Genomic DNA, 22,156 nt, shown 5'->3' with positions numbered 1-22,156 from the left:
ATTTAACGAATCATGACTGATGTCCTATTTTTTTATCTCAGCGGCACATAAATCATCGGGCAAGACGACGCTGTCGATCGGCCTGACGGCTGCCCTGCGCAACCGAGGGATGTGTGTACAGACCTTCAAAAAAGGACCGGACTATATTGATCCACTCTGGCTGACAGCCGCCAGTGGACGCCCCTGTGTCAATCTCGATTTCTTCACGATGGATAAGGGTGAGATCCTCGACGAGTTCGGTCGTGCGATGCAAGCTGCCGAGATTGGCGTCATTGAGGGTAATAAGGGTCTCTATGATGGCCTGGATCTGGATGGCAGTAACAGTAATGCGGCATTGGCTGCACAGTTGCAAGCCCCGGTATTTCTGGTGATCGATGCGCGGGGTATGACACGGGGTATCGCACCACTTATTCTGGGTTATCAGGCCTTTGATCCCGATGTTCGCATAGCGGGGGTTATTCTGAATAAAGTGGGTGGCAGCCGGCATGAGGCCAAACTCTGTAATGTGATTAAACACTATACCGATATACCGGTAGTGGGCTCTGTACATAATGCCCCTGAGTTGGTGATTGATGAGCGCCATCTTGGATTGATGCCCAGTAACGAAACGGATCTGGCGCAGAAAAAAATTGCACAATTGGGTGAGACGATAGCCAAGCAGGTGGATATGGATCAGGTGTTGCGCATAGCAGCAGATGTACCCATACCCGCCTACAAACCAGAAGCGGTGATTAGGCAGGATCATCAAGGCGTGCGCATTGGTTATCCTCGGGATCAGGCCTTTGGTTTTTATTATCCCGGCGACCTGGAGAAGATGAGTGCACATGGTGTCGAGTTGGTGGCCTTCGATGCACTCCATGATGCACATTTGCCGCCTGTGGATGGGTTGTTTATCGGTGGTGGGTTTCCTGAGATGGCGATGGATGGCCTTACTGAAAATGTTTCATTGCGCCAGGATATCCGAGATTTTATTGAGCAGGGTGGGCCCGTCTATGCAGAATGTGGCGGATTGATGTATCTTGCCAGAAGAGTGATATGGAATGAAAAGTCCTGCGATATGGTAGGGGCAATTCCCGCAGATGTACGGATGCATGAACGACCACAAGGGCGTGGCTATGTAAGACTGCAAGAGACCGAATTTAGTCCATGGCCAAAAGTGCCAGGAAGCAATGACATCATTGCCGCCCATGAATTTCACTATTCTGCGCTGGAGAATATTGATTCAGATATTCAGTATGCGTACAAGGTGACTCGAGGTACTGGGATCGACGGAATCAATGATGGCATCGTCTATAAAAACCTTCTTGCCAGTTACACCCATATGCGGGATGTTGGCGGAAACCACTGGATTGCGCGTTTTCTGGCGCATGTCAGACAGTGTAAACATAAAGCTGACTTGACGATTGGTTAGGTTTGATTGCAAGGTCAGTAACAAAAAAAGCTAGGCTAGGTATAACCGGGATAAACCAATCCCAAATGCAGTACGGAGCATTCTCATGTTTGAAATTACAGAAAATGCCGCTGAGCAGGTACGCAATGCAGCAGAACAAGGTGGCACTGAGGGAATGGCGCTACGTATGGCCGCACGGATGAAGGAAGATGGCAGCATCGATTATCTGATGGGATTTGATGAGGCCAAGGAAGATGATATACGACACGTTACCAATGGGATTGAAGTGGTCATGGCGCCACAGCATGCGGCTTTACTGGATGACGCCGTTATGGATTATGCGCAGTTGGATGATGGAGAGTTGCGTTTTATCTTCCTCAATCCAAATGATGCCAACTACCAACCGGCATCATCCAAGCGATCCAAATAATAACTATAGGATTGGACTTACTAGAGAGGGGCAGCTGAGACTGCCCCTTTTTTATCTCATGGCAAATGCACTCAGAACTCAGTGGTGAATGAAAGTATTTTCGATCTGAGCGTAAGTCTTGAATAACCTAGTAAATAGGTCTACTATTTTCTCTACGACTTATAACCACCCGTGGAGAAGGCGTATGGATAATCAAGTAAATGTAATGCTCGACAAGGCTGTGTATGACCAATTGGTCAGTTTGCAGCATGGATCAATGCAGGATATGAACGATGTAATCGAACGCCTGATCTTTCATGGGGAAAGAAAAGTTCGCTTGGAAGTCGAGGAACCCCACTACACCATGGAGCAGGAGCTGCAAAGAGAGCGAGACGGTGTATTTGCCAGTTCGGGTATCTGTTCGTAAAGCCCTCTCCATGGCCTACTTTTCTGGCCTCCCAATCGCATATAAGGCCAATGGGTGGGCTCATTAATCGCTAAGGGAGAGGCAATGGCCGAGATCCACCATCAGATAGGTATCCTGGGTAAGGCCGAAGCGATTTACCATGCCCTGACCACTGATGAGGGGCTGTCCACCTGGTGGACCAGTGAAACCACGGGTGCAGGGGGTGTTGGCTCCGTCATTCAATTTCGCTTTAATGGTGATGGTCCTGATTTTGAGGTGACCGAACTGCAGCCCAATCAGCTGGTTCGTTGGAAGCATAGTGGGCGCATGCCTGAAGATTGGATGGGTACTGAGATTACGTTTCGACTCGTGGATAAAGCTAATCAGGTGATGGTGCGTTTTACGCATTCCAACTGGCAATTTCCAAGCGACTTTATGGCGCACTGCAGTACCAAGTGGGCGGTCTTTTTACTCAGTCTGAAAGAGGCAATAGAGACAGGGAAAGGTCGGCCGTTTCCACGCGATATTCATATTGATCATAACGAATAACCTCCACATTGAAATGCCATGCTTTGACTGGCACTATCCGCTATCGACGCTGAATTATTAGGGGAAGGGCGATGAGTAAAATAAAAGGGAGTTGCCTCTGTGGCGCAGTCACCTTTGAAGTGACTGGACCATTTGATCAGTTCCATCTCTGCCATTGTTCACGCTGTCGTAAGTCATCTGGATCCGCCCACGCATCGAATATCTTTACCAAACCAGACCGCATCACTTGGCTCACGGGTGAATCTTTAATCAAACGTTTTGAACTGCCGACTGCCGAGCGATTTGCGCGCTGCTTCTGCGGTCAATGTGGTTCCGGTGTGCCCTGTCTGAGTAGAAACGGTTTGGCGTTGAATATTCCGGCCGGGTCGTTGGATGAAGATCCAGTGATACGCCCACAAGATAATATCTTTTGGCGTGACAGAGGGTGTTGGTATGACGAAGGGCTGGTGGCCCCTCGTTTTGATGAGTATCCCGAGTAACTTGCCTGTGGTCAAAACACCCCCCGCGCCCTAAAGCGGGAGGGTGTCAGGTGGGTTATTGCTCATCCTGATGGTGGATGTGCTGCTGATGTTTTTCTGCCAGTGTACGCTGCACATTATCAGGCACCGGATCATAATGGCTGAAGCTGATTTCATAAGTACCTTCGCCACCGGTCATGGATTTGAGTTTGGTGCTGTAGCTGTCTAACTCAGCCAGTGGCGCCATACCACTGATCACCATGCGGCCTTCCAGGGTCATTTCGGTATTATTGATGCGCCCCCGTTTGACCGAAAGATCCGCAGTAATATCACCCATGGCATCACCGCTTGCGATGATGTTGATGTTAACTACGGGTTCCAACACGATGGGGCGCGCCTTGTTTAAGGCATCATGGAATGCTTTTTTACCCGCGGTGACAAAGGCGATCTCTTTTGAATCTACAGCATGATACTTGCCGTCAAAGACGGTGACTTGCAGGTCTTGAATGGGATAACCTGCAATAAAACCCTCTTCAAGTGCCAGCCTGACGCCTTTCTCAACAGCAGGGATGAACTGGCCAGGAATTACGCCACCTTTAACCTCATCTATAAATACAAAACCCTCACCACGAGCCAGCGGTGCTACCCGTAATGAGACTTCGCCGAACTGTCCTGCTCCCCCTGTCTGTTTTTTGTGTCGGTAGTGCCCTTCGCCTGAGCTGCTGATAGTCTCACGATAGGCAATACTGGGTGGCTTTGTATCGACGTGAACGTTATAGCGTTGCTCAAGTTGTTCGAGCACTATTCTCAAATGCAGTTCACCCATTCCGCGTATCACGGTTTCATTGGTCTGGGTGTCGTGCTCAATGGTGAGGCAGGGATCTTCAGACGAGATTTTAAGCAAGGCATCGGAAAGTTTCTGCTCATCGCCGCGTTTTTGTGGGATGAGTGCCAAGCCAAACAACGGCATCGGGAACTGTTCAGGTTGGAGATGGAAATGATCTTCATCGTGGCTGTCATGCAGGACTGCATCGCGGAATAGTTCATCAATGCGCGCAATGGCACAGATATCCCCAGGAATGGCCCGTTGAATTTCGGTCTGCGTGTTGCCCTGAATCTGATAGAGATGAGCCGGTTTGAAGGGTTTTCTGGAATCCCCAATTAATAATTGGCTATTAGGCGTTATGGTTCCCTGGTATACACGCAAGTAGCTCAGCTTACCCTTGAAGGGGTCATTACTGATCTTAAAGACATGGGCGATAATGTGCTTGTCTGGATCAGGGCTTACCTCAACAGGACGTGCATTGGGAGATTCGCCCTTTTGAAAGTGTGGTGGATTGCCTTCTGTGGGATCTGGCAACAGGCGCGAAATGATCTTAAGCAGTTGCTTGATACCCGCACCGGATTTGGCGGATACAAAACAGATCGGAATCAGGTGGCCATCTCGAAGTGCGGCTTCAAAAGGGTCATGCAGTTGAGCGGGTTTAAGCTCCTGGCCCTGTTCGAGATAGAGCTCCATCAGTTGCTCATCCATCTCGACCACTTGATCGACGATATTGGTGTGTGCATCTGCAACAGATGAAAAGGCGGTGGCTTCACCGTCTGGGCTAAAGAAACAATCCACCACTTTTCCTGCTTCAGCCGAAGGTAGGTTTAGCGGCAGACAGACATCACCAAAGGTCGCACGAACCTGGTTAAGTAATCCCTCCAGATCTAGATTATCTGCGTCAATTTTATTGATAATGATAGCCCTGCAGAGATCGTCATTCTTTGCATGTTCCATCATGGCCAACGTAGCCGGTTCAATACCGGCTTCAGCATTAATGACAACCGCGGTCGTTTCGGCCGCCTGCAAAACGCCGAATGAACGCCCGAAGAAATCAATCAGCCCCGGTGTGTCGAGGAGGTTGACGTGCGTGTTGTCAGTAGTCAGATGGGCGACAGCGGCATCCAGTGAGTGCTCATAGTGCTTTTCTTGCGGGTCAAAATCACAGATGGTATCGCCCCGATCAATGGTGCCCTGGTTTTGTATCGCGCCTGCATGATACAGGAGGGCCTCTACCAGCGTCGTTTTACCGGCGCCTGATTGGCCCACCAGGGCGATATTTCGGATATCCTGGGTGGTGTAAGCAGGCATTGTTCTCTCCTCGGGTTTATTAAGATATACGACATTATGTCATTTACCCGTTATCCCACTGCAAGATCTGACTTAATGCCATGACCCGGGTCAACAAGTCGGTATCAAAGGGTAACGGGGTGTTTTTTTAGAGTGTAGACGCTGGATTGGCGGTGGTGGAGTAGCTTAACCTTTTCGCCCTTTGAAGGCGGCGATCTGCTGAATTAACTCACTGAACGGGAGCTCGGTCAGATTAGTGTAGCTATCAATGGCCTTTCCGAGGAGTGAATGAATGTCTGCAACGAAGTGTGTGGCTTCTTCTCTATTTTCGATTATCTTATCCAGGCCGCGAATACCGCCTACCTGCAAGCGCAATGCTTGAGTATGGCTCAGGATGTCATGTTCATCGCTGAACTTCAGTATGAATCGACTGTGCTGATGCAAGAGATTGAGCAGTTCAGCACACTGTGCCTGGGCCGAATCGGATTTACAGTGTATGCCTTCCCTTTCAGCCAGGTTGAAACGCTCTGACTGAGAACAGCCCGCATGACCGGCAAACAGACACTTCTCAAACAGGCAGAAGCGCTCATTCATCTGCTGGTAGGTTTTTCGATAGGCGTCCTGGTCCATCGTGTCAGTCTTTGCCTGTAAAACTATGGATCATGCGCCGATCCCGTTTGCTCGGTTTTCCTGGGGCGGGTCGGGGTGCTGATGCACGCAGCAGTCGCTGTTCTTCAATCAGCTTCTGTCGCCTCAGTTGGCTCGCCTCATCTTCGCGATAAAAGTGGATCGCCTCGCTGGCGGGGCGTCGCTGCTTGGGGATGACGCTGACTTCAATCTCCCATTCCAGAGAATCTTTATGAATGGTCAGTCGGCTTCCGATGCCGATGTTTTTCCCTGGTTTTGATCGTTGTCCATTGAGGTGAACCTTGCCGCCATTGATCGCCTCAATGGCCAGCTGACGGGTCTTGAAGAACCGTGCCGCCCAGAGCCATTTATCCAGTCGGATGCTCTGTGCTTGTTCCGGCTCATTCATGTAATGATATCAGGTCCAATTTGAGGTGCCAGACCAAGCAGGGCGTCAAGTTCACCCAGGGCGTCCAGCTCGGCCATATCGTCGTATCCGCCGACATGGTAATCATCAATGAAAATCTGCGGAACGGTATTACGCTGACTGCGTTTGAGCATTTCCCGCATGATTTCACGATTGCCTTCAATTCTCAGCTCTTCGTATTCCATTCCCTTGCGGGAAAGCAGCGCTTTGGCGCGCATGCAGTAAGGACAGATGGCGGTGGTGTACATGACTACTTTTGGCATACAAAATCTCTTGTTTACTGCAACTATCCCTATCGTACCAAGCCGACATGGGGTGGTCTACTGAACGAAAATCAGCCAGGATGTTCTACAGTGATAGTGATATCGCTCCCACCCTTGAATAGTGCGATAGAATCCTAATCTAGGAAGAAGGCGTTTCTTTATCGAATTCATTTAATAACCAGGATGCATCATGCTCAGAGATACCCCAACCACGATCTACCTGAAGGATTATCGCCCCCCGGAATACTTGATTGATCGGGTTGACCTCACTTTTGAGTTGGGTGAAGAGGAGACGCGTGTTCGCTCGGTCCTGCAGATTAGAGAGAATCCGGCAGCAGAAGTTTCAGGTGTTTTAAGGCTGCATGGGGAGCAGCTAGAGCTGATCGCGCTGTCACTGGATGGACGGCCACTTCAAGCCACCGAATATCAAGTGGATGATGAGGGTCTCACCATCCAGCAGATGCCTGCACAGTGCATCTTGGAGAGTGATGTGCGGATTCTGCCGCAGAAGAACACCGCGCTGGAGGGGCTGTACAAGTCTGGCACGATGTTCTGTACCCAGTGCGAAGCGGAAGGTTTTCGCAAAATCACCTGGTTTCTGGATCGGCCTGATGTGATGAGTCGGTTTACCACGACCATCAGGGCGGACAGAATTCGCTACCCGGTGTTGCTGTCGAACGGAAATCCGCTGAATGAGATCCAAACCGATGACGGTATGCATCAGATCACCTGGGAAGACCCTTTCCCGAAACCGGCCTACCTGTTTGCCCTGGTAGCGGGAGATCTCCGGTCAATCGAGGCCAGTCACACCACCCCCTCTGGCCGGGACGTGGCCCTAAAGATCTATGTGGAGCCGGAGAATATTGATAAGTGTGACCACGCGATGGCTTCTCTAAAACACGCCATGGCCTGGGACGAGCGGTGCTATGGCCGGGAGTATGATCTGGATATCTATATGGTCGTTGCGGTCAATGATTTTAATATGGGTGCCATGGAGAACAAGGGGTTGAATATCTTTAACTCCAAATATGTCTTGGCTTCTCCGGAAACCGCTACGGATAGGGATTTTCAGGGTATTGAGTCAGTTATTGCCCACGAGTATTTTCATAACTGGACGGGCAATAGGATCACTTGCAGGGACTGGTTTCAGCTCAGTCTGAAAGAGGGGCTGACGGTGTTCCGGGATCAGGAGTTCTCTGCGGATATGGGGTCACGTGGCGTCAAGCGCATTGAAGATGTGCGATTGCTGCGTGCCCACCAGTTTGCCGAAGATGCCAGCCCTATGGCCCATCCGGTCCGGCCTGATTCCTATATGGAGATCAACAACTTCTACACCGTGACCGTGTATGAAAAAGGGGCCGAAGTGGTCAGGATGCAGGCGAATCTATTGGGGAGTGATCTGTACCGCAAGGGAACGGATCTCTACTTTGAGCGGTTTGATGGCCAGGCTGTTACCACCGATGATTTTGTCCAGTGTATGGCTGAGGTCAGTGGTCGTGATTTCAGCCAGTTCAAGCGCTGGTACAGTCAAGCCGGAACGCCAGAGTTAAAAATCAGCAGTGATTTTCAGCCCGAACAGCAGCGTTACACGCTTACAGTGGCACAACACTGCCCAGCCACGCCGGGTCAGCCAGACAAGGCTGCCTTCCTGATTCCGTTTGCGGTTGGTTTACTCGATAAGAACGGCAATGAGATGCCCTTGCAACTGCAGGGTGAAGCGGAGGCCATTACCGGCACCCGCATGCTGGAAGTGAGTGAGCGGCGTCAGCAGTTCACCTTTATCGGTATCAACGAACGCCCTGTCCCGGCACTGCTCAGGGGGTTCTCTGCACCGGTCAAGGTGCAATACGACTACAGCGATGAGGAGCTGATGTTCCTGATGGCCGCTGAGCCTGATGGTTTCTGTCGTTGGGATGCGGCCCAAACGCTGGCCCAGCGCATCCTGCTGAAGAGGGTGGCAACCCCGGATGCTGAGATCCCCGCTGGTTTTGTGGAGGCCTTCAGAAAGGCATTGACTGACCGGGAGAGTGATCAGGCGCTGCTTGCCGAGGTACTGACACTTCCTTCAGAGAGTTACCTGGGTGATCAAATGAAGGAGGTGGATGTGGAGGGCATCCATCGCTCAAGAGAGTCACTAAAGCGGCATTTGGCGCTCACATTAAAGGATGAACTACTGTCGCTCTATCACGATAATTATTCAGCTGATGGGTATGCCCCGGATGCGGTTTCTATCGGTCGGCGGAGTTTGCGTAATCTGGCGCTCTCCTATCTCATACAACTGGATGATCCCGCCGTCCTTCAACTCTGCATTGACCAGTTCAGAGCAGGGCAGAATATGACGGATGTGTTAGCGGCCCTTTCGCTGGTAGCCGATAAAGATGTTCCTGAAGCGGAACAGCTGCTAGAGCAGTTCTATCAGCAGTGGAAAAATGATCCGCTGGTTATGGATAAATGGTTTACCCTGCAGGCACTTGCCAATCGCCCCGATACCCTGAGCCGGGTAGAAAATCTGATGAAGCATCCTGCCTTCTCACTAGCCAATCCCAACAAGGTACGCTCCCTTATAGGGGCCTTCTGCTCCGGTAATGCGGTAGGTTTTCATGCTGCCGATGGCAGTGGCTATCAATTTCTCGGTGATCGCGTATTGGAGTTGGATGGGATGAATCCACAGGTGGCGTCAAGGATGGTGCGAATCATGGCTCGCTGGCAACGCTATGACAAACAACGCCAGCAGATGATGAAGGCCCAGTTGGAACGCATCCTGAAGACCGAGGGAATCTCCAGGGATGTGTTTGAGATAGCGTCCAAGAGTCTAGAGCAATAACAGGAAGACGAATGCTGTGGGGCAGGTGTTACCCCTGACCCACAGACAACTGTAATGGTAATTTATCCTGTGCTTTATTAGTATCTAGTCCTTGCTAGGGTATAAAAGCAATTCAGACTCCCGGGACAAGGGCAGGATATAACAATATGACAGGTCACACGTATCAGTATCAGTTGGGTGATTCTGATTCTATCGAAGCGCTATTGACCGCGCTCTCATCGCAGTTTCATCTGGGCACAGAACCCAAGAAGTCAGTGCGTCATCTCCTTTTTGACAGCTTCGACTGGCGGCTATTTCAGGCAGGTATGCAGCTGGATGAAGTGCAGGATAAGGATGGACATCATTTGGTGTTGCGCAGCCTGGCTGACGATTCCCCTTATGAGACGATTCGACTAGAGGGTGAGGTGCCGCGTTTTACCTGGAATTACAGCGCAGGACTGATGCGTGAGCGGATTGCTGGTCCGCTGCAGATGCGGGCACTTTTGCCTGTGGTGGAAATCCGTTCCCAAGTGATTGGCCTGAATCTGCTTGACCGCGAAGAGAAGACTGTAGTGCGCCTGCAACTGGAGGAGAACCGGGCAAGACCCGCCGGACGGGCTGACTATCAGCCGATGACCCACCTGATTCGTTTATTACCCGTGCGAGGCTATGATAAATATCTCAAGCAAGTCAGTCGTTTTTTATCCGATAAAGTGGGCTTGCTGAACCAGTCACAACCGCTGATCTCACTGGCCCTTGAGGCCATTGGCCGAAAGCCAATGGATTACAGTTCCAAGCTTGATTTTGATTTGCAACCCGACACCCCAGCGGGTGAGGTGGCCAGGCAAATACATACCACACTCCTGGATACCCTGGAGCAGAATCTTCCTGGCACCCGCGCAGACCTCGACTCAGAGTTTCTACATGATCTCCGGGTGGCTATCCGGCGCACACGCTCTGCACTGACCCAGATAAAGGGGGTCTTTCCCGATGCTATTGTTGAAGAATTCAAAGAGCGGTTTTCATGGATAGGTTCGATCACCGGTCCTACCCGTGATCTGGATGTCTACTTGCTGGGTTTTGAGGGTTACCGCGATACGCTGCCTGAGCAGTTCCAGTCTGATCTTGATCCACTGCACGCCTTCCTGGTTTCGCATCAAAAGATTGAGCAGCAGGCTATGGTGCGCAAGCTGAAATCACCCCATTTCCATAAACTGTTAAAGGATTGGCGTGCTTTTCTAAGTACACAAGCCGATCCAGGCAGTGCAGGGGACCATTCCCAAAAACCGATTAAAAAAGTGGCGCGTAAACGGATCTACAAAACATTTAAGCTGGTCCTGGAGGAGGGCTTGGCCATTCATCCTCATTCTCAACCCGATGAACTGCATGAGCTCAGGAAAAGCTGTAAAAAACTCCGTTACCTGCTGGAATTCTTCCAGAGTCTCTATCCCAAAGAGGAAATCAAGCCACTGATCAAGACCCTGAAAAGTTTGTTGGATAACTTGGGTGACTATCAGGATCTCGAGGTACAGGCGTACAAACTGCGTGAATTTGCACACCAGATGGTGCAGGAGGGGGCGGTGCCTGCAGACACACTGCTGGCAATGGGGATGCTGGTGGATGGCCTGCTGAAGCGACAACAAGAGGCGCGGTTGGTGTTTGCCGAGCGTTTTGCCCAGTTTGCGGATGAACAGCATGTCGAGCGCTATAACAGACTGTTTGCAACCAAGCAGGATGCCAAGCTGAATGGAGCGCCGTCATGAGAATTATAGGCGTCTATAACATCAAGGGCGGGGTCGGCAAGACCGCGGCAGCGGTCAATCTGGCCTATCTCTCTGCGCAGGCAGGTTTTAGAACGCTTGTGTGGGATCTTGATCCCCAGGGGGCAGCCAGTTACTACTTCCGCATCAAGCCGCGCATCAAGGGTGGTGGTCGGAAGATGATCAAGGGCAAGCGAGATCTGGATGAACTGATCAAGGGGAGCGATTTTGAAAACCTGGATCTGCTGCCGGCAGATTTCTCCTATCGCAATATGGATCTCATGCTGGGCGATACCAAAGGTCCCGTAAAGCAACTATTGAAATTGATGCGCCCGCTCTCTATGGAGTATGACCGGATCTTTCTTGACTGTCCGCCCAGTATCTCCCTCGTGTCCGAAAATATCTTTCGGGCAGCGGACGCCCTGATGGTACCGACCATACCGACCACCCTCTCCATGCGTACCTATGAACAGTTGGTGGAGTTTTTGGATGGCCACAGGGTGATGGATGTGAAGCGGATGCCCTTCTTCTCCATGCTGGATCGGCGCAAAAAGATGCATCTTGGCATGCTGGAGGATCTCCCTAAAGTCTTCCCGGAGATGCTCAAAACCCCGATACCTTATGCCAGTGATGTCGAGCGAATGGGTTTTCACCGGGCACCGCTGGGTAGCTTTGCTCCGAACAGTCCGGCAGGATTGGCCTATGCCGAACTCTGGAAAGAGCTTGAAGCGGGACTGGCTGGGTAAGCCATCTAATTCGCTAGGTGACTGTTGTGCTCGTAGGGTTTGTAGTGCTTTATCTTGCGGCGAATATTGCGCTGGACAATCACCCCTTCAATTTTATGGTTGGTACCTGCAAGCGCTGTGGTAGGGTATTGCGGATTGAGCGGGACCAGTTGTTCCTGGCCTGAATCATCGCGCATAAGCTGGCGAAAAAGTCGCTCACCATCGACGTTGATGATGACATAGGCGCCAGAGGCACACACCTCGGAAGGCTCGATCACGATCACGCATTTGGCCGGAAACTCCGGTTCCATGCTGTCATCAAGTACCTGAAGGGCGTAGAGTTCGTTATAACTGCAATCTTGTGTCATACCTGTTGATCCTGGAATTCAGCTAGAACCCAATCTATTTTAGTAAATTATAATACAGTCTCTCTATATGGCACACACTCGTCAAGCCCAAGCACGTCCGCACAGTGATCGCCGCGACTGGCAGAACCTGAAAAAGATGCTGCCCTACCTGTGGAACTATCGGGGAAGAGCCCTGGTTGCCCTGGCCTGCCTGATCATGGCCAAGGTCGCCAATGTGGGTATTCCCGTGGTGTTGAAGGGGATTGTGGATGGCATGGAGAACCATCGCGAGACCCTGCTGGTGCTACCCGTCGCCCTGTTGCTGGGTTATGGCGCATTGCGTGTCAGCAGCACCCTGTTCAATGAGTTACGCGATATCGTGTTTGCCCGGGTCCGCTATCACGCCATGCGACGACTGGCGACCGAGGTGATGACCCATCTGCATCGGTTGTCACTGGGGTTTCACCTGGGACGGCAGACCGGTGCGATCAGCCGGGACCTTGACCGCGGTACCCGGAGCGTCAGCTCGATCCTGAACTACATGGTCTTCAGTATCATTCCTATGGTGGTGGAGTTCTCCCTGGTGGCGGTGATTCTGCTGTCAAATTATGATCCGGTCTTCACCCTGGTCACCTTCGGAACGGTGGCTATCTATATCGCCTTTACCTTTGCGGTGACCGAGTGGCGCATGGACTATCGCCACACCATGAATCGTCTGGAATCCCAATCCAACTCCCGGGCCATCGATAGCTTGATCAACTATGAGACCGTCAAGTATTTCGGTAACGAGAAACTCGAATTGGAACGGTTTGACAGTACCCTTGATGAGTGGGAGGAGGCAGCGGTCAAGAGCCAGAGTTCCATGTCCATGCTCAACTTCGGTCAAGGTGGAATTATTGGTTTGGGTGTCACCGCGATCATGTTCTTTGCCGCTGGGGGGGTGGTTGATGGCAGCATGTCGATCGGTGATCTGGTACTGGTCAATGCCTTTCTGTTGCAGCTCTTCATACCGCTCAATTTTCTCGGAATGGTCTATCGTCAGATCAAGTATTCCCTGGCGGATATGGATCTCATCTTCAAACTCATGGAGGAGCAGCCCGAAGTGCAGGATCGTCCGAATGCCCCTGCACTGGTATTAAAGGCGGGTGAGGTACAGTTTAGTCATGTCGGGTTCTCTTATGTGCCTGAGCGGCAGATTTTGCGGGATGTGAACTTCACTATTCGGCCGGGACAGAAGCTGGCGGTGGTAGGTCATAGTGGTGCGGGTAAGTCGACGCTCTCCCGACTGTTGTTCCGTTTCTATGATGTGACATCGGGTGCCGTGCTGGTTGATGGGCAGGACGTACAAGCGGTTACCCAGGAGAGCCTACGTCAGGTGATCGGTGTGGTACCCCAAGATACCGTGCTGTTTAATAACACCATCTACTACAATCTGGCCTATGGCCGGCCCGAAGCGAGTCAGGAAGAGATTGAAGCGGCGGCTGGCATGGCCCATATACGTCAGTTTATCGAATCGCTGCCGCAGGGCTACCAGACCCTGGTGGGAGAGCGGGGCCTAAAGTTGTCGGGTGGTGAGAAGCAGCGTATTGCCATTGCCCGCGCAATTCTCAAACGTCCCCGGATTCTGGTCTTTGATGAAGCGACCTCCTCGCTGGATACGCAGACTGAGCAAGCCATTCTTGAGACCATGCAGGAGGTAGCGGAGAACCATACTACGCTGGTCATTGCCCACCGGCTCTCCACTGTGGTGGATGCCGACCAGATCCTGGTGATGGATGAAGGACGTATTATTGAGCAGGGCACCCACCGACAACTGCTGACGCAGGGTGGGGTCTATCGGGATATGTGGTTGCTGCAACAAGAGGAGCGGCAGATGCAACTGGAGCAGGCAGAGTGAAAAATTGGCAGGATAGACATATTTCACGGCCGCAGGCCGCGGCACAGGGAGGTGCCGCATGAAAATATTTCTTGTAGGGGGTGCCGTTCGTGATCGCCTTTTGAATATCCCGGTCAAGGATCGGGATTGGCTGGTTGTGGGTGCCACGGAAAGTGAGATGTTGGATCAGGGGTTTACTCGGGCTGATGGGCTGTTCCCGGTCTTTCTTCATCCTGAAACGGGTGAAGAGTATGCCCTGGCTCGTCGCGAGACAAAGACCAGCCCCGGATATAAAGGCTTCACGGTTGAATACGGGCCTGATGTCACCCTGGAAGAGGATCTGCAGCGGCGTGATTTCACCATCAACGCCTTGATCGAAGATTTGCAAGGTGAAGTGATAGATCGAGTGGGCGGATTGGCCGATATCGAACAGCGCCGCCTGAGACATATCTCGCCGGCATTTCAAGAGGACCCGGTTCGGTTGCTGCGTGGTGCCCGATTCATTGCCAAACTCTCCAAATACGGCTTCTCACTGGCCCATGATACCTTTGGCCTGATGAAAGGCATGGCGTCCCAAGAAGAACTGGCTGCGCTGAAACCAGAGCGGGTTTGGCAGGAGATGATCAGGTCCGTGGCAGAGCCCGAGCCCTGGCGCTTTTTTGAAGTACTGCATCGCTGCGGTGCGCTTGACACGTTACTGCCACAACTCGCGCAGGTTATGGGAGAAGAGCAACCCCACGGCGAACAGTCGGTGAGCGAGCCCATCCTGGCATTGAAGCGCTCGGTGGCGCTTGATGCGGAGCCAGTCGTGCGTTTTTGCGCGCTCTTTCACGGGGTATGCCAGGGCCCAGGTGGCAGCCGCTGGTTAACCCGCTGTCTTCCCGTAGAGCGTGAATACCTTGATCTACTGGAGTTGTTGCAGGGGGTGGCGCGATTCTATCCCCATGTTGCTGAGCATGATCCCGGCGCTACCCTGGATCTGCTGATTCGGAGCCGGGCCCAGCAACACCCGGAACGGCTGAAGCGGTTGATGACCCTGGGTCAAATTCTCTGGCCAGATCTTGAAGATGAGATTGAAGCGTGGGTCGATCTGGCCAATCAGGCCCGTGCATCTGTTTCACCTGCCGCGCTGGGGGAAGAGGGATTTCAAGGGGCCGATTTGGGCCGTGTACTGCGGGAGCGTCAATTGCAGGCCATTGCGGCTATTCGTTCATGACATCAACCGAGTTAAAAACAGGCGTGCTATTTCATATCGCCACCTGTTTCATGGTAAATTAGCAATCACGAATACAGTTTAGCCACCTATCACAGTTTGCATCCGGAAAAGGTAAGCAATGAGCAATGCCCTGACGAACGATGAAAAGCTGACTCGTTCCGCCGCTCCGGAGGCTGGAGGCCTATTGCTGACCATTGCAGGGCGCTACCCTTATCTGCAAGTATTGGTCGCTGCACGCCTCATCGGGCCGTTGGTAACACTGGCCTTTGTCCTGCTGTTCAATCTAATCCTGGTGTTCCTGTTTGTACGCGGTGGTGATGCCGGGGTTATCGGTATACTGTTTCTGCTCTCCAGTCTGGTCGCTATTGCGTCCTTTGCGCTCGGTGTGAACCGCCTGCGTAACCGGCTGCTTGCTCCTCTGGTTCAACTAGAACGTGCGGTCGGTGATGTCTGCCAGGGCGAACCCTGGACCACTCTGGTGTTTGATGATGTGGGTGTGCTGGGGCCGCTGGCCCGGGATCTTGACAGTCTCAGCAGTGAGCTGATCGATCTCTACGAAGACATGGATAACCGGGTGGCCCGCCAGACCCGGCGGCTTGCACAACAGACCACGGGTTTGAAGGCGTTGTATGACGTTGCCGCCAGTATCAATCAGATCGATGACATGGATGATCTGTTAATGCGCTTCCTGCGGATATTGAAAGAGATGGCCCACGGTGTCACTGCCACTGTGCAGTTGACGACGCCTGAAGGGCTGATGCGTCTGGTGGGTAGTCTTGGACCGGATGATCAACTGCTGACCGAGAGTGAGCAGCTACCGGTTTCGCTCTGTCAATGTGGCAAAGCGCTCTCCAGTGGTGACGTATTGTGTGAACATGATGCCGAAGCCTGCTCGCGGCGTAATGGGCGTCACATGTACAGCAGTGATGAGCTGGAGCAGGTAACGGTTCCGCTGAAGTTTCATGGTAACGTACTGGGACTGTACCGTATCTATATCCGAAAGCCGGCCCTGGAAGGGCGGGAAGAGATGTTTGACTTGCTTTCAACCATTGGCAGTCATTTAGGTATCGCTATCGCCAAACACCGCTCAGACGAAGAGGCGCGCCGCCTCTCCATTATCGAAGAGCGGACGGCCTTGGCGCATGAGCTACATGATTCGCTGGCGCAGACACTCGCGAGCCTGCGCTTTCAAGTGCGCATGTTGGATGAGACGCTTGAGCAGGAAACAGTCGATCCCTCTCCGGCCCGTTCCGAGTTGGAGCGAATCAAAAATGGTCTGGATGAAGCGCATACCGAATTACGGGAACTGCTCAATAGCTTCCTCGCGCCCGTTGATCAACGGGGTTTGATCATAGCGTTAGAGAAAATGGCGCAACGCTTTAAACAGGACACTGGCGTCTCAATTTTCTTCCAATCGGGCTGTCGTCAGGTCAATATGGGCGCCAGCGAAGAGATGCAGTTATTACGTATTGTCCAGGAGAGTCTGGCAAATATTCGCAAACACGCCAAGGCGCACACGGTACGCGTGCTATTGACCTGCAATCCAGAAGGTGAATATCGATTGCTGGTTGAGGATGACGGTGTTGGTTTTGATAACGTTCGCCCACCCGGAAATCCAGGGGAGCACATCGGTCTATCGATTATGGAAGAGCGTGCCAGAAGAGTCGGCGCCGAGATCAAGATTGAGAGTGAGCTCGGTGAAGGTACCCGGGTTGAGCTAACCTATAATCCCGGGATCAGTCCCCGTAAGAGTGAGAAAAAAGAGACCCATTAATGCGTATCCTGCTAATCGATGATCATGCCCTGTTCCGTATAGGACTCCAAGAGCTGCTGCAGCGCCGGGGGATCAACGTTATTGGTGCCTTTGGAAATTGTGAAGAAGGGATAGCGCTGGCAGCAAGTGAAAAGCCGGATGTGGTGTTGCTGGACATGCGCATGCCGGATATGAGCGGAATCGAAGTGTTGCAGGTGTTGCGTGAAAAAGGATTAACCATGCCGATTGCCATGCTGACTACCAGCCGAGAAGAGAGTGATGTCATTAACTCGCTGCAGGGTGGTGCACAAGGTTACCTGCTCAAAGATATGGAACCGGATGAGCTCATCAATGCCCTGCGCGCCATTCTGGGTGGTGCCACCATCGTTGCGCCAGAGCTGATGGGTGTGTTGGCAAAGGCGGTGCAAGGTGAAACACAAACACCTTCAACACGCGATATATTTGCAGACCTGACGCCCCGCGAAGCTGAAATTCTCTGTCTCTTGGCAGATGGTCAAAGTAATAAAGTGATTGCCCGCAATCTCGGTATATCCGATGGCACAGTAAAGCTGCACGTAAAATCTATTCTGCGAAAATTGAATGTGCACTCGCGTGTCGAAGCCGCTGTTATTGCGGTTGAGCAGGCCCTCTGTTCCAGAGACCAGTAATTCCATCAACGGTAACCCAAAGTAGTAACAGGAACACTCCTTATGATGCGTTTTATTGAATTAATCCGTAGTTGTTTGACGGATGTAAAAGAGATTATGCCGTGGGATCTGGAAGAGCGCCAGCTGGCCAATCCAGACCTGCTGATTGTCGATGTGCGTGAGCCTGGGGAGTTTGCAACGATGCATATACCCGGATCAATGAATGTGCCACGCGGTATTCTTGAATCGGCCTGCGAGTGGGACTACGAAGAGACCGAACCTGAACTGGTTAAAGCCAGAGATCGCGAGATAGTGGTCGTCTGTCGATCAGGTTATCGCAGTGTCCTTGCGGCCAACTCACTGCAAGTGCTCGGTTTTAATAATGTTGCCTCGCTCAAGACAGGACTGCGGGGCTGGAACGACTATGAACAACCTTTGGTGGATCAGGTCGAACAACCCGTGGATGTCGAAGACGGTGATGACTACTTCACCACCAAGCTACGACCAGATCAGATGCGGCCAGTCTAAGGCGTTCATTTGCTGCTGATGTGATAGAGGGTAACAGGCACTAGAGAAGTGCCTTGGCTCTATGCGAATTGAGTAAACGACTTTCGGAGGTGAATGCAATGGAATTTCCCGCACTGCCCGATGCCCATGGTCTGGCTGTCCTTTTGCTGGTGGTGGTGGCCCTGGCGCTTTTTACCCGAGAACGTGTTCCACTGGAGACATCCAGTCTGGTGGTGTTAGTACTCCTGACCACAGGGTTTGAAGTTTTCCCCTATGTGTCCGATGGCATACAACTCCATGCAATCGATTTTTTCAGAGGTTTTGGTCATGAAGCGCTGGTCGCCGTTTGTGCCCTGATGATTGCAGGGCAGGGGCTGGTGCGGACCGGTGCACTGGAACCGGTGGGTCGTCAGCTGGCACGGCTGTGGTCGGTCAGTCCGATGTTGTCGTTACTGTTAACCCTATTGGTCGGCGCATTTTTGAGTGCCTTCGTCAACAATGTGCCAATTGTGGTGTTGTTGTTACCGATCCTGATCAGTGTTTCGTTGCGCAACAACCGTCCGGCATCGGAGATCCTGATGCCGATGGGCTTTGCCACGCTGGTGGGCGGGATGAGTACTACCATTGGTACCTCTACCAATCTGCTGGTTGTCTCTGTTGCGGCTGATATGGGACTACCACGTTTTAGTATGTTCCACTTCTTTGTGCCGGCGGCAATTGCTGGCGGACTGGCGATCCTGTTTTTATGGCTGGTAGCACCGCGTATGCTGCCGAAGCGTGAGGCGCTAATGGAGGACATATCGCCACGTGTTTTCAATGCGCAGCTAAATGTGGAAGAGGAGAGTTTCGCCGCCGGTAAGACGCTGGCTGAAGTCAATGAAGCAGCCGGCAGGACATTGAAAATCTCACAGATTCATCGGGGTGAAGGTGTCGTATTGACCCCCTTTCCCGATGTTATTCTCAAACCAGGTGATCGGTTAAGCCTAAAAGATACGCCGGATAATCTCAAAGAGATGGAGGCCGTGCTGGGTGCCAAGCTTTATATCGGCGATATACGGGTGGACGAAGATCATCCGCTTGCGGACGAGGATCAGCAACTCGCCGAGATCGTCGTAACCCAGGGATCACCGTTGGACGGTACCACACTGTCGCGTCTGCGATTTGCTGATTACTACCAGTTAGTCACCCTGGCGTTACATCGTGCCGGAGCCGAAGTGCGCACGCTAAAAAAAGAGGTTGGAGATGTACCTCTGGAGGTTAGTGATGTACTACTGGTACAAGGTCGACGTGAACATATTGCCGAGTTAAAACGGAGTGGTGAGCTGTTGGTGCTCGATGCCACCAGCGATCTTCCCACGACTAAGCGTGCCTCATTAGCACTGCTGATCATGGCAGCGATTGTAATTACTGCCGCCTTCGGTCTGCTACCGATTGCCATCAGCGCGACCTGCGGTGTGTTACTGATGATTACTACACGTTGTCTCAGCTGGCGCGATGCCGCACAGGCACTCAATACCCAGGTGATTCTGATCGTGGTGGCGAGTCTTGCCATGGGTATGGCGCTGTCGAAGACAGGTGGCGCAGAATACCTGGCGCAACTCTTTGTCGGCGTGAGCGCTGGTAGTTCACCCACCGTGATGTTGAGTGGCCTGATGTTGGTCATGGCGATACTGACCAACATCGTTTCGAACAATGCAGCAGCGGTGATTGGTACCCCGATTGCGATTGATATTGCGCAGCAACTGGGTCTGCCAGCCGAGCCCTTTGTGTTGGCGGTACTGTTTGGCGCCAACATGAGTTATGCCACCCCTATGGCCTACAAAACCAACCTGTTGGTGATGAATGCGGGAGGGTATCAGTTCAATGATTTCGTGCGTGTCGGAATCCCACTCACCCTGATTGTCTGGCTGACACTCTCCTGGCTGCTGCCGATGATGTATCAGATTTAGTCGTGCAAAATGGGTATGTATTGCGTGATGTCTGGGGAACGTTAGCGTAAAAACGCTATATAAGAGTCAGAGTCGTGGCTCGACTCTGACATCTCACCCCGAACATCGCTTAACTCCATCAATCCAATCGGTTACCCATCCAGAAGAAAATAGTTCATCTGTACGAAATTCTCTGCTAACCTGCTGAGTAATTTAAGGAATAACCACTTGGCAGGACGCTGAAAACTCATTTCAAAGTCATCCCTCCAAGTCGGTCTAACATAGCGACCGGAAATATAATGCGTAGAACGAACTGTCGTAATCTTCAATATATTCTACAGCCGTATATTGTCATAAATGTGTGGGCTGTATGATCGGCGTTAGTGGCGAGAAAGATATGAAACACTTTTGTATATTCATGGTTACCCTGGTATTGCTTGGTTCAAGTGCGAGTTGGGCAACCGAAATAGTTCAGCCGGAACCAGATTTTCTCGATTTCGTACCAGAGCAAAAATACCCGCTGAATATTCCAGAAGGAAAAATGAGGCACTTTCTTCCATATGCCTATCTGAAACTTTCGTTGCCTAGCACCACTAAAGTCCCTTTTTCGGCAAAATATTGGGTCAACGTTAACAAACAGAATATGCGCGTATCACACGTGACGCTTGAAGTGCCGCTTGATAACCCAGCCCGCTGTGTAGAAATAGAGAAAGAACTCAAGGCAATACTTTTTAAGGAAGGCTTTAAGCCGGCAGAGCCCGATGCGCTTTTCTTTGATCTCGTGGCAAAAAGAGGAAAACTGGTGGCAAGAATGCGCTGTTCTATGGGAGCAATACCTGCTAGTGAACCTTCGCGCCGCTTGCCCCCAAAAGTCCGCCTTACCGTTACAACAGCTGAAGAACATCACCAGTTTGAAGAGACTATGCGCAATGTACGCCACTAACAAACGCATGCACACGGATAAAATAAAGCTGCGCCGCTTCGCTCTGCAACTTTATTTTTCCGGTGACGCGAAGCGTTATACGGTAAGAACTAAGGGGGGCCTAGATTGAGTGAAAAAGCAGAAAGCACTCCGCCGAAGGAAAAAAGGAGTACTTATCACCATTTACGGATTCACTACGGTCTCGTAGCGCTGCTCTATACAGTCGGACTTTTCGTCGCCGTTCGCGTGCTTTCGCTGCCCGAAAGCCAAGCAAACCTCGTCACACTCCTCTCTTCAGGGGCAATACTGGCTACCTTTGGTTCAGCTATCGGCGCTATTGGATTGATCTGGCAAACAGATCTACACGAAAGAGTTCGTCTGAATGTCGATATCCTGTACCGGGATATTCTCAAGCAAGAAACGCCATGGCGACGTTGGCCATTTTTGCCTAGGTCGGCTAAACGAAAGCTCCTGAATGGGGATCGACATGAGCTCACTTTGAGCAATCCAGAGGTCCCTCTAGATGTTGGAACACACGTCTTAAAAACACATCTCCCAACAGTAGTGGAAGACTACTTCGACCTTCCTTTGATCAATAACTTCTGGCCGCTCCTGCGATTCCGTAGTTCCGCACACACTGTATTTGGGCGAAAGAAAAAGGACGAGAAGAACCCAGAAACAGGTTTGACCCCGTCAGATGAATACATGGCATTCGAATGTATGCTCGACATCTGGTCGGCAATTTTCAAGTTCCGCCTTTCCCGGTACATAATTCATTTCGGCTCAGGCATTACTATTTTCGGCTCGTGTATGGCGGGACTATATGCGGTTAAATTCGTATAACACGTCGCTCCAGCCGACATCAGGCCGCGATGCGGCCTGATGTCGGCTGAGCTTGGCGTTAGATCTCCGAGTTACCCACGAATAGTAGACACCTTCTATAGTTAGATTTAGGTCTAGCACGGAGATGTCACATGACAAAGCATAGAAAACCAGCCTATACCGAAGAGTTTCGCAGAGAAGCTGT

At 51.7% G+C, this 22,156-nt stretch carries 21 protein-coding genes; 16 read left to right on the top strand and 5 right to left on the bottom strand.

What is annotated here, in order from left to right; all coding sequences use genetic code 11:
• Positions 1 to 19: 19 nt before the first annotated feature.
• The 5 genes from FHP88_RS08355 to FHP88_RS08335 all read left to right on the top strand — a co-directional run bounded on the left by FHP88_RS08355 (position 20) and on the right by FHP88_RS08335 (position 3,233).
• Positions 20 to 1,411, top strand: coding sequence for a cobyrinate a,c-diamide synthase (locus FHP88_RS08355; protein ID WP_144358585.1), 1,392 nt, complete (start codon positions 20 to 22; stop codon positions 1,409 to 1,411).
• A gap of 85 nt (positions 1,412 to 1,496) precedes the next feature.
• On the top strand, positions 1,497 to 1,820 hold the full coding sequence (locus tag FHP88_RS08350) for a HesB/IscA family protein (protein ID WP_144358584.1): 324 nt from the start codon (positions 1,497 to 1,499) through the stop codon (positions 1,818 to 1,820).
• Positions 1,821 to 2,004: 184 nt separating this feature from the next.
• The gene (locus FHP88_RS08345; RefSeq protein WP_144358583.1) at positions 2,005 to 2,226 is read left to right on the top strand and encodes a hypothetical protein; all 222 of its coding nucleotides are present in this window, start codon (positions 2,005 to 2,007) and stop codon (positions 2,224 to 2,226) included.
• Between the two features lie 84 nt (positions 2,227 to 2,310).
• Positions 2,311 to 2,754, top strand: coding sequence for an SRPBCC family protein (locus tag FHP88_RS08340; protein WP_144358582.1), 444 nt, complete (start codon positions 2,311 to 2,313; stop codon positions 2,752 to 2,754).
• A gap of 71 nt (positions 2,755 to 2,825) precedes the next feature.
• Positions 2,826 to 3,233 carry a GFA family protein gene (locus FHP88_RS08335; RefSeq protein WP_144358581.1) on the top strand — a complete coding sequence of 136 codons (408 nt, stop codon included), beginning with the start codon at positions 2,826 to 2,828 and terminating at the stop codon, positions 3,231 to 3,233.
• Positions 3,234 to 3,288: 55 nt separating this feature from the next.
• On the opposite strand, the gene fusA is transcribed toward FHP88_RS08335, so the two are convergent.
• From fusA to grxC, 4 genes are all read right to left on the bottom strand, one after another.
• Positions 3,289 to 5,349, bottom strand: coding sequence for an elongation factor G (gene fusA / locus FHP88_RS08330; protein ID WP_144358580.1), 2,061 nt, complete (start codon positions 5,347 to 5,349; stop codon positions 3,289 to 3,291).
• Positions 5,350 to 5,514: 165 nt separating this feature from the next.
• Positions 5,515 to 5,958 carry a hypothetical protein gene (locus FHP88_RS08325; RefSeq protein WP_144358579.1) on the bottom strand — a complete coding sequence of 148 codons (444 nt, stop codon included), beginning with the start codon at positions 5,956 to 5,958 and terminating at the stop codon, positions 5,515 to 5,517.
• 4 nt (positions 5,959 to 5,962) lie between these two features.
• Entirely contained in the window at positions 5,963 to 6,364 is a 402-nt protein-coding gene (locus tag FHP88_RS08320) for an RNA-binding S4 domain-containing protein (protein ID WP_144358578.1), read from the bottom strand.
• Positions 6,361 to 6,645 carry a glutaredoxin 3 gene (gene grxC / locus FHP88_RS08315; RefSeq protein ID WP_144358577.1) on the bottom strand — a complete coding sequence of 95 codons (285 nt, stop codon included), beginning with the start codon at positions 6,643 to 6,645 and terminating at the stop codon, positions 6,361 to 6,363. Before grxC ends, FHP88_RS08320 begins: the two co-directional genes overlap by 4 nt.
• 190 nt (positions 6,646 to 6,835) lie before the next feature.
• On the opposite strand from grxC, the gene pepN reads away from it, so the two are divergent.
• The 3 genes from pepN (at position 6,836) to FHP88_RS08300 (ending at position 11,954) form a co-directional block, all read left to right on the top strand.
• A complete protein-coding gene (gene pepN, locus FHP88_RS08310; protein WP_144358576.1) occupies positions 6,836 to 9,469 on the top strand; it encodes an aminopeptidase N in 2,634 nt (877 codons plus the stop codon).
• A gap of 146 nt (positions 9,470 to 9,615) precedes the next feature.
• Positions 9,616 to 11,211 (top strand): CHAD domain-containing protein, encoded by a 1,596-nt coding sequence (locus FHP88_RS08305; RefSeq protein ID WP_144358575.1) that lies wholly within the window; start codon positions 9,616 to 9,618, stop codon positions 11,209 to 11,211.
• Positions 11,208 to 11,954 (top strand): ParA family protein, encoded by a 747-nt coding sequence (locus tag FHP88_RS08300; RefSeq protein ID WP_144358574.1) that lies wholly within the window; start codon positions 11,208 to 11,210, stop codon positions 11,952 to 11,954. Before FHP88_RS08305 ends, FHP88_RS08300 begins: the two co-directional genes overlap by 4 nt.
• A 5-nt stretch (positions 11,955 to 11,959) precedes the next feature.
• Here the strand turns inward: FHP88_RS08300 and FHP88_RS08295 are convergent, their stop codons facing one another.
• A complete protein-coding gene (locus FHP88_RS08295) occupies positions 11,960 to 12,301 on the bottom strand; it encodes a S24 family peptidase (RefSeq protein ID WP_144358573.1) in 342 nt (113 codons plus the stop codon).
• A gap of 67 nt (positions 12,302 to 12,368) precedes the next feature.
• On the opposite strand from FHP88_RS08295, the gene FHP88_RS08290 reads away from it, so the two are divergent.
• The 8 genes from FHP88_RS08290 to FHP88_RS08255 all read left to right on the top strand — a co-directional run bounded on the left by FHP88_RS08290 (position 12,369) and on the right by FHP88_RS08255 (position 21,972).
• Positions 12,369 to 14,177 carry an ABCB family ABC transporter ATP-binding protein/permease gene (locus FHP88_RS08290; RefSeq protein ID WP_260843203.1) on the top strand — a complete coding sequence of 603 codons (1,809 nt, stop codon included), beginning with the start codon at positions 12,369 to 12,371 and terminating at the stop codon, positions 14,175 to 14,177.
• A gap of 58 nt (positions 14,178 to 14,235) precedes the next feature.
• Positions 14,236 to 15,372 (top strand): rhodanese, encoded by a 1,137-nt coding sequence (gene cca, locus FHP88_RS08285; RefSeq protein WP_144358572.1) that lies wholly within the window; start codon positions 14,236 to 14,238, stop codon positions 15,370 to 15,372.
• A gap of 118 nt (positions 15,373 to 15,490) precedes the next feature.
• Complete coding sequence (locus FHP88_RS08280; RefSeq protein ID WP_144358571.1) at positions 15,491 to 17,146, top strand: ATP-binding protein; 1,656 nt, start codon at positions 15,491 to 15,493, stop codon at positions 17,144 to 17,146.
• A complete protein-coding gene (locus FHP88_RS08275; RefSeq protein WP_144358570.1) occupies positions 17,146 to 17,793 on the top strand; it encodes a response regulator in 648 nt (215 codons plus the stop codon). Before FHP88_RS08280 ends, FHP88_RS08275 begins: the two co-directional genes overlap by 1 nt.
• Before the next feature lie 42 nt (positions 17,794 to 17,835).
• The gene (locus FHP88_RS08270; RefSeq protein WP_144358569.1) at positions 17,836 to 18,300 is read left to right on the top strand and encodes a rhodanese-like domain-containing protein; all 465 of its coding nucleotides are present in this window, start codon (positions 17,836 to 17,838) and stop codon (positions 18,298 to 18,300) included.
• Between the two features lie 98 nt (positions 18,301 to 18,398).
• The gene (locus FHP88_RS08265; RefSeq protein ID WP_144358568.1) at positions 18,399 to 20,228 is read left to right on the top strand and encodes an SLC13 family permease; all 1,830 of its coding nucleotides are present in this window, start codon (positions 18,399 to 18,401) and stop codon (positions 20,226 to 20,228) included.
• 349 nt (positions 20,229 to 20,577) lie between these two features.
• Positions 20,578 to 21,150 carry a hypothetical protein gene (locus FHP88_RS08260; RefSeq protein ID WP_144358567.1) on the top strand — a complete coding sequence of 191 codons (573 nt, stop codon included), beginning with the start codon at positions 20,578 to 20,580 and terminating at the stop codon, positions 21,148 to 21,150.
• A 105-nt stretch (positions 21,151 to 21,255) separates the two neighbouring features.
• A complete protein-coding gene (locus tag FHP88_RS08255) occupies positions 21,256 to 21,972 on the top strand; it encodes a hypothetical protein (RefSeq protein WP_144358566.1) in 717 nt (238 codons plus the stop codon).
• Positions 21,973 to 22,156 lie beyond the last annotated feature (184 nt).

Origin of the sequence: Sedimenticola selenatireducens (assembly GCF_007625115.1) — a bacterium.
GTDB classification, from domain to species: domain Bacteria; phylum Pseudomonadota; class Gammaproteobacteria; order Chromatiales; family Chromatiaceae; genus Sedimenticola; species Sedimenticola selenatireducens_A.
The sequence above is the reverse complement of the archived record's forward strand: the minus strand, read 5'-3'. Positions and strand labels throughout refer to the sequence as shown.

Excerpts from the sequence above, each read along its gene's own strand:
- FHP88_RS08305 (WP_144358575.1), top strand. The coding sequence starts at position 9,616 with ATGACAGGTCACACGTATCAGTATCAGTTGGGTGATTCTGATTCTATC.
- FHP88_RS08290 (WP_260843203.1), top strand. The coding sequence starts at position 12,369 with ATGGCACACACTCGTCAAGCCCAAGCACGTCCGCACAGTGATCGCCGC.
- FHP88_RS08295 (WP_144358573.1), bottom strand. The coding sequence starts at position 12,301 with ATGACACAAGATTGCAGTTATAACGAACTCTACGCCCTTCAGGTACTT.
- grxC (WP_144358577.1), bottom strand. The coding sequence starts at position 6,645 with ATGCCAAAAGTAGTCATGTACACCACCGCCATCTGTCCTTACTGCATG.
- FHP88_RS08350 (WP_144358584.1), top strand. The coding sequence starts at position 1,497 with ATGTTTGAAATTACAGAAAATGCCGCTGAGCAGGTACGCAATGCAGCA.
- FHP88_RS08345 (WP_144358583.1), top strand. The coding sequence starts at position 2,005 with ATGGATAATCAAGTAAATGTAATGCTCGACAAGGCTGTGTATGACCAA.
- FHP88_RS08265 (WP_144358568.1), top strand. The coding sequence starts at position 18,399 with ATGGAATTTCCCGCACTGCCCGATGCCCATGGTCTGGCTGTCCTTTTG.
- FHP88_RS08270 (WP_144358569.1), top strand. The coding sequence starts at position 17,836 with ATGATGCGTTTTATTGAATTAATCCGTAGTTGTTTGACGGATGTAAAA.
- FHP88_RS08300 (WP_144358574.1), top strand. The coding sequence starts at position 11,208 with ATGAGAATTATAGGCGTCTATAACATCAAGGGCGGGGTCGGCAAGACC.
- FHP88_RS08320 (WP_144358578.1), bottom strand. The coding sequence starts at position 6,364 with ATGAATGAGCCGGAACAAGCACAGAGCATCCGACTGGATAAATGGCTC.
- FHP88_RS08340 (WP_144358582.1), top strand. The coding sequence starts at position 2,311 with ATGGCCGAGATCCACCATCAGATAGGTATCCTGGGTAAGGCCGAAGCG.
- FHP88_RS08260 (WP_144358567.1), top strand. The coding sequence starts at position 20,578 with ATGATCGGCGTTAGTGGCGAGAAAGATATGAAACACTTTTGTATATTC.
- fusA (WP_144358580.1), bottom strand. The coding sequence starts at position 5,349 with ATGCCTGCTTACACCACCCAGGATATCCGAAATATCGCCCTGGTGGGC.
- pepN (WP_144358576.1), top strand. The coding sequence starts at position 6,836 with ATGCTCAGAGATACCCCAACCACGATCTACCTGAAGGATTATCGCCCC.
- cca (WP_144358572.1), top strand. The coding sequence starts at position 14,236 with ATGAAAATATTTCTTGTAGGGGGTGCCGTTCGTGATCGCCTTTTGAAT.
- FHP88_RS08325 (WP_144358579.1), bottom strand. The coding sequence starts at position 5,958 with ATGGACCAGGACGCCTATCGAAAAACCTACCAGCAGATGAATGAGCGC.
- FHP88_RS08280 (WP_144358571.1), top strand. The coding sequence starts at position 15,491 with ATGAGCAATGCCCTGACGAACGATGAAAAGCTGACTCGTTCCGCCGCT.
- FHP88_RS08275 (WP_144358570.1), top strand. The coding sequence starts at position 17,146 with ATGCGTATCCTGCTAATCGATGATCATGCCCTGTTCCGTATAGGACTC.
- FHP88_RS08335 (WP_144358581.1), top strand. The coding sequence starts at position 2,826 with ATGAGTAAAATAAAAGGGAGTTGCCTCTGTGGCGCAGTCACCTTTGAA.
- FHP88_RS08355 (WP_144358585.1), top strand. The coding sequence starts at position 20 with ATGTCCTATTTTTTTATCTCAGCGGCACATAAATCATCGGGCAAGACG.